Below are 6,444 nucleotides of genomic sequence, written 5' to 3'. Positions count from 1 at the left end.
GATGAAGACTGGGAAGACTACGACGACGAGGACGACTTAGATGATGAAGACTGGGAAGACTACGACGACGAAGATGACCTAGATGATGAAGACTGGGAAGACTACGACGACGAGGACGACTTAGATGATGAAGACTGGGAAGACTACGACGACGAAGATGACCTGGACGATGAAGACTGGGAAGACTACGACGACGAAGATGACCTGGATGATGAAGACTGGGAAGACTACGACGACGAAGATGACCTGGACGATGAAGACTGGGAAGACTACGACGACGAAGATGACCTGGATGATGAAGACTGGGAAGACTACGACGACGAAGATGACCTGGATGATGAAGACTGGGAAGACTACGACGACGAGGACGACCTAGATGATGAAGACTGGGAAGACTACGACGACGAAGATGACCTGGACGATGAAGACTGGGAAGACTACGAAGGTGAGGATTTCTCAGGTGAAGGCGGTCAATACGGCATTAGTAAAGAAGATTGGAAAGTATTACATGATTACTATGATACATTCTATAAAAATTATACAATAAAATATCATATTTATTACACTACTGCTAAAGAAACCGCATATAACAGTGCAGGCAATTATTCCAATGATACATATTCCTCAGAAGACAACTTTACAGACGATAATGAAACTGAAGAGTACTTTGAAGGGGAAATATCATCCTGTTCACACGGTTTATATATCGCTACTGCAGCATATTACTGTCCATTGATGGAAGATGCATCAGGAAATCAATATCAAAACTACAATCCTTTAAGTGATGATTTTGATTACGCAAATGCATTAAGCGATTTGCCAAGTTCAGGTGATGATCAAAACACCAGTAAAACTAATGGAAAATTGGATGTAAATAAAAATATAGAATTGGCTAATAATTCAGAAAATAGCTTTCTTGCTTTGTTTGCAGTTTTAATCATTAGTATCTTAATGATATTATAAGAAGTTTAGATTAGGAAATTAACTTTCCTAACCTTTTTTTATTTTTTTTTAAACATCAAAGTATGTTATATTTTGTGTAAGGTATTCTACATTGTCAACGTATAGAATATCTTTCAGACCGTTTCCAAGTGACCTTTTTTCCAAAACATTACACTTGAATGTGCATGTTATTGACACGTCTGTTGCAAATTCCATTGGAATTTTTGAAGCGTCAGATTCGCTCATCACGACATATGTGTCATTGTTAGATAGGACCGTATAATCCGGATTCAGTGATTCAAGCCATGTCAGTGTTTCATTGTCATAGCCTGAAAATATGGAATGGGTTTTGATGTTATCTGCAAGGTTGCTGACATTTGATGAGTCCATATATACGCTCAGTGTTGTTTCATTTGAAGGCTGTGTTTCTGTCTGTGAGTATACGCTTATAATGGCGACGATAGCTATTATTGCAATCAGGATTACCGCAAGATATTTCTTCATTTCTCTAACCCCCATTTGTTATTTGATATTTTATAATTCATTATATAAAAGCTATTTATATTCAAAGAACTATTATATTAATTATGAAAGATTTGTTTGATAATGTTGATTTCGGTGAATTTAAGTTAAACAGTAGAATTGTAAGAACAGGACTGTGGGAGTCCGAAAGGGAACAGCAGGGAAACCTTACTCCTGAAATATACAACCGTTATGAAAATATTGCAGCAAGCGGTGTCGGTTTAATCATAACAGAGCTCTATTCACTTTATCCCCGTGATGTTTTTTCCAAATATTCCCAGACAATGAACTACACACGTTTTGTACGTGAAGCAAAGGACCTGACTGACATGGTCCATGTATATGACGTTCCTATTTTTGCACAGGTCGGTTTTGTACAGTTCAACAAAAAGGCACAGCAGAATATGAGTGTCGAGGATATCTCCATTGATGATATAAGAAAGATCCAGACCGATTATATTATTGCAGCTCAGAAATTGGATTACGCCGGCTTTGACGGTATTCAAATAGCTTTGGGAAACTATTACTTTTTGTCAAGATTCATCAATCCGTACTTCAACAAGAGAACCGACAAGTATGGGGGCAATACATTAAACCGTTTGAGAATTGTTCTTGAGATGATTAAGGTCATCAAGCAGAACACTGGCCTGCATATCAACTGCAGATTGAACGCCTTTGATATTCAAAAGGGAGGAATGACACTTGATGAAACAATAGAGATTGCAAAACTTCTCGAAAAGCATGGTGCTGATTCACTTCAGATTACCCGTCCACGTTCACCACAGTATTTTTCAAGCGAGAATTATGAAAAAAAGTTGCTGGCTATGGATTCAAGCAGAATTATTGACAATGTGGATATTCCAGTCATTATGGGTGGTGGAGTCAAGACCCAAAGACAGATTAATAACATATTAAACAAAACCAAGGTTGATTTCATTTCCATGCAAAGGCCTTTCGTTGCTGACCCGAGTTTCCTTGTTGACTGGCAGATTGAGGGAGACGGTGAGGTTAAGTGCAGAACATGCAACAACTGTTACTGGAAAAAAACAGCTACCTGTTTCATATACAGAACACCTAAATTAAATGTAAAATAGTGTTAAGTAAAATCATACTTTTTACATTAACTTTTATTTTAATTTACTTTTTCTTTAATTTAAATGAATATCTTATTTTAATATGATTTTTAATCATGTTCCATCTACATTTCTTTCACAATATTATTAATCCTATATTTTATTTGGTATTAAATAATTTAAGAAATTACTAAATTTTAACATTACTGTGCAGGAATTCTCCGGATTCTATAATCCGCAGGTCGATAGGGAAAACTGCTTATAATAAGTTAAAAGATTAATTATTCAAAGTTTTCATTGCATTCTTTTACTTTTTCAATCACATCTTTATAAATCTCATCAATATTTTCAATTCTTCTTAACTTATTTACACTATAATGCTGGTCTATTAGAATTTTAGGGATTTGCATGAAATCATCATAATCAGCTACAAGAAAATAACCCGGATCTCTAGGGCAATTATATTTTTTTCCGTTGAATTCTATTTTTCCTACGGGTAGGAATCTATCAATATCCCAACAGGCAACTTCCTTATTATAATGTCTCGCATGCCTGATATATGTCGGATTTTTGATGATATAATCACCGCTGTCATAATCCAGATTAAACCTTTCATACATATCATCCACGATAGTCTCTATGTTTTCACCACCGGATAATCTTATAAAGAATTCATCTCTAAAATCTCTAAATTCCTTAAGTTCAAATTCATTGGTTTTGGAATATTCATATGGAGTAATATCAATTCCTGCTAAAAAGTCTTTATTTTCAGTTACACATTCCAATCTGGTGAATGGGAATACAAAGTTTTCCCTTACCATCGGATGAACCCTGAATGTGAAAAAATCCTCTGCATTGTTATTTTTTATTTCATCAGGTGTAACTTCACATAATTTAATATAATCCTTTCTAATCAGTCCCATATCCATATCATCATCCCAGGGGATAAAACCCTTATGTCTATGTGCACCCAGAAGGGTTCCTGCTGATATCCAGTATGTCAAGTCGTGTTTATTGCATACATTTACCTCAAAATCCAGAATTTCCTGAGATAATTCCTGCATATCTTTCAATATTCCTTTAGGTTTTAATTCATAATCCAAAAATAATGTTGTGAAATAGTCATGATGAGTTTCAAAAATTTTTTCGTCATTTTTTCGCATTGATTTTAATCTGGAAATCTGCTTTTTGGAACTTTTTATTTCTTTTTTACAGCTTGCTATTTCTTTTTTTAACTCTTCTATTTCATTTTTCAATTCATCTTTTTGTGAATCTCTTTTAAAGAACATAAGTACACCTAATTTAATTTAAGATTTTAGCTAATTTATTAATGAGTTCATTATTTTCATCATCATTTCCTATCATTATCTTCATTAAAGATTTACCTTTGAAAGGTTCACTGAGTGATAAGTCTTTAACAAGAATATTATAATCATTTAAAAGAATTTTTGACAGTTCCCTGCTATTTGATTTACCTGAAACTTCACATATTATGAAGCATGACTGTGAAGTGATAACTGAAATGTTTTCAAGTTTATTCAGTGATTCAATGAATTGCTTTCTGGAATTCTTGAACTTAACAAGACTCATTTCATATTCAAAGTTATACTTTTCAAATATCTGCAGATAGAATTCGCTGAAGGAATCAATATTGTTTTTAGGCAGATTCTGTTTAATATGCCTGATCAGGTCTGCATTTTGAGATGCCAAAACGCATAGGCTCAAACCGGATATTCCGTAGGAACAGGATATGTCTTCCATCATAATCAGGTTGGCATATTTGTCTAAATTTTCCTGAGTCAAAAATGAGGAATTATGCTCGGCATCGACAAAATCAATATAAGACCCGTCAATAACCAGAAGAATATTGTTTTCATCAGCCCAATTTATTAGTTTTTTCATGTCACGTTCGAAAATGTAATTTCCTGAAATATTATCGGGATTGGCTAATATGAGCATGCTTATATTTTCATTGCCGAAATAGCTTATGATGTCATTTGAATCATATTTGTAATCGTCTTTAAAGCCATTATATATTACACGATTTTTTTCAGGCACATAACTGTTAAATTCATCATCCATTAGCCCTATTTTAAAATCATCATTTAGATAATATTCTGTTAGATATTTGACTGTTTCATGAATGCCGTTTGCGATGCATATCTCTTCGGGAGTTATATTGAAATATTTGCAAACCAGCAATGTATTCACGTCAATATGTGAGGGACGGCTTTTAAGCAATTCCTCAAAGTTGAATTTCATTTCTGATATTAATGTCTTTGGAGGAAAATAAGGATTGGAAAAGTTTGTATAATCTGTTAATGCAGAATATCTCCAGTATCCTCCATGCCTTTTGGATATCAAATCAACTTTTTCATCTTCCTTGGCAAATATTGACCTTGCTATATCTAAATCCTGTACATTATCTATTTCATACCATTTTTCGCCTGTGAGCTTTTTGATTTTCATGTCGGTTTCATTTAAATTAGTGATGATTTTTAATACTTGTTCATAGTATGCATTGTAACCTAATGATTTGATATATGCTTCAAGGAAAGGAACATAGTAATGTTTTGAAAATTCCTGTGAAAATTTATAGATATTGACTGTCTTGTAGTAATCTTTTATGTCTTTGAATGAAAACTGATTTTTCGCATAGAAATTGAGGATAGTGTTATTTTCATCAATTGTCACGACTGTTCCGTCCATCCATGATTCAAACTTGTCGACCAATGCAAGATTTGGATTGGAATCATTGATTAAATCTTCCAGAATGCCGTCTTCAAATATCAGGTCCGCTTCCAATATCAGACAGTCTGAATTTTCAAGATAATGTTTTGCTAAAAAGAGTGAATAGATGTTATTTGTCTTATCGTAGATGTCATTGAAGACATATTCGATTTTGGTTTTTATATTCAAATGAGATGTGAAATCGATTAATTTATCGGACTGATATCCTACAATTATTATAATTTTATTCAGGCCGAGCCTGTCCAATTGTTTCAGCATTCTTTCAATTAATGTAACGTCATTCACTGTTAACATGCATTTAGTTTTGTCTTTAGTTAAGCTTTTTAAACGCCTGCCCATTCCGGCGGCCAATATTACTGCATCCATAATTATCACAATTGATTTTTATCTTTGATTTTTAAAATAGCAATCTCTAAAGGATCATATATGGTAATGTCCAGTTTTTCCAAATCCTGTTTAACTTCATTATAGATCACCGGAAACTCTGTGCATCCCAAAATAACTGATTTGTTTTTTTGTTTTTTAAGCAAATCAATGAACTGGGATTTTACCTGGGAATCTATAGGCTTATTCTGCTTTACCACTTCTATTAGTTCTGACATTTTTGAAAAATCATTTCTGTCGGGAGCATTGATTTTGATGTTGTATTCATCAAATGTTTTCTGATATAATTCTGATTCAAGGGTTCCTTCTGTAGCTATTAAACTTATTTCAGACACTTCATGTTTGTTCAGATAAATAGCCAGCTCTTCTATAATGTTTATGATTATTCCTTTGCATTTAGGGACTTTGAGATATACGTCATCTAGAAAGTAATGTGCAGTATTGCATGAAATGATAATCTTTGTTGCACCGGCATTGATTAAACTGTTTACGGAATGGGAGAGGCCATCTATTATTTTATCAACATTTTCTCCATATAGTATTCCTCTTACTCTGCTGGGCAATGTACAGTAATTGTCTATTAATATTCTTGGTCTGTCCCATTCTTTTTCAGCAGGATAAGAATCTAAAATCCGTTTAAAAAAATTCAATGTTGCATAAGAGCCAAACCCGCCAACAATTCCAATAACTTCATTTTCTTTCCTGTTTTCCCAAGTATTGGAGTTCATAGAATAATCCTCTGTTTTATTGTTTTTAAAATATGTTATATTTT

General features: G+C 33.6%; 6 protein-coding genes. 2 read left to right on the top strand and 4 right to left on the bottom strand.

Annotation, left to right across the window (positions count from 1 at the left end; all coding sequences use genetic code 11):
- Nucleotides 1–963: hypothetical protein (locus tag E7Z81_RS10060; protein WP_292747255.1), on the top strand; the 963-nt coding region annotated here is incomplete at its 5' end.
- Nucleotides 964–1,011: 48 nt separating this feature from the next.
- On the opposite strand, the gene E7Z81_RS10055 is transcribed toward E7Z81_RS10060, so the two are convergent.
- Nucleotides 1,012–1,446 carry a hypothetical protein gene (locus E7Z81_RS10055; RefSeq protein WP_292747252.1) on the bottom strand — a complete coding sequence of 145 codons (435 nt, stop codon included), beginning with the start codon at nt 1,444–1,446 and terminating at the stop codon, nt 1,012–1,014.
- 83 nt (nt 1,447–1,529) lie between these two features.
- Between E7Z81_RS10055 and E7Z81_RS10050 the strand changes: the two genes are divergently transcribed.
- Nucleotides 1,530–2,558, top strand: a complete 1,029-nt coding sequence (locus E7Z81_RS10050; RefSeq protein ID WP_292747249.1) for an NADH-dependent flavin oxidoreductase — start codon at nt 1,530–1,532, stop codon at nt 2,556–2,558.
- A gap of 260 nt (nt 2,559–2,818) precedes the next feature.
- On the opposite strand, the gene E7Z81_RS10045 is transcribed toward E7Z81_RS10050, so the two are convergent.
- The 3 genes from E7Z81_RS10045 to E7Z81_RS10035 are packed head-to-tail and all read right to left on the bottom strand — an operon-like array spanning nt 2,819 to nt 6,400.
- Nucleotides 2,819–3,826 (bottom strand): LicD family protein, encoded by a 1,008-nt coding sequence (locus tag E7Z81_RS10045; RefSeq protein ID WP_292747246.1) that lies wholly within the window; start codon nt 3,824–3,826, stop codon nt 2,819–2,821.
- A 13-nt stretch (nt 3,827–3,839) separates the two neighbouring features.
- Nucleotides 3,840–5,654, bottom strand: a complete 1,815-nt coding sequence (locus E7Z81_RS10040; protein ID WP_292747243.1) for an aminotransferase class I/II-fold pyridoxal phosphate-dependent enzyme — start codon at nt 5,652–5,654, stop codon at nt 3,840–3,842.
- A 5-nt stretch (nt 5,655–5,659) separates the two neighbouring features.
- A complete protein-coding gene (locus E7Z81_RS10035; protein ID WP_292747240.1) occupies nt 5,660–6,400 on the bottom strand; it encodes an aspartate/glutamate racemase family protein in 741 nt (246 codons plus the stop codon).
- Nucleotides 6,401–6,444: the final 44 nt, after the last annotated feature.

Origin of the sequence: Methanobrevibacter sp. (genome assembly GCF_015062935.1) — an archaeon.
GTDB lineage: Archaea > Methanobacteriota > Methanobacteria > Methanobacteriales > Methanobacteriaceae > Methanocatella.
The sequence above is the reverse complement of the archived record's forward strand: the minus strand, read 5'-3'. Positions and strand labels throughout refer to the sequence as shown.

Excerpts from the sequence above, each read along its gene's own strand:
- E7Z81_RS10035 (WP_292747240.1), bottom strand. The coding sequence starts at position 6,400 with ATGAACTCCAATACTTGGGAAAACAGGAAAGAAAATGAAGTTATTGGA.
- E7Z81_RS10055 (WP_292747252.1), bottom strand. The coding sequence starts at position 1,446 with ATGAAGAAATATCTTGCGGTAATCCTGATTGCAATAATAGCTATCGTC.
- E7Z81_RS10045 (WP_292747246.1), bottom strand. The coding sequence starts at position 3,826 with ATGTTCTTTAAAAGAGATTCACAAAAAGATGAATTGAAAAATGAAATA.
- E7Z81_RS10040 (WP_292747243.1), bottom strand. The coding sequence starts at position 5,654 with ATGGATGCAGTAATATTGGCCGCCGGAATGGGCAGGCGTTTAAAAAGC.
- E7Z81_RS10050 (WP_292747249.1), top strand. The coding sequence starts at position 1,530 with ATGAAAGATTTGTTTGATAATGTTGATTTCGGTGAATTTAAGTTAAAC.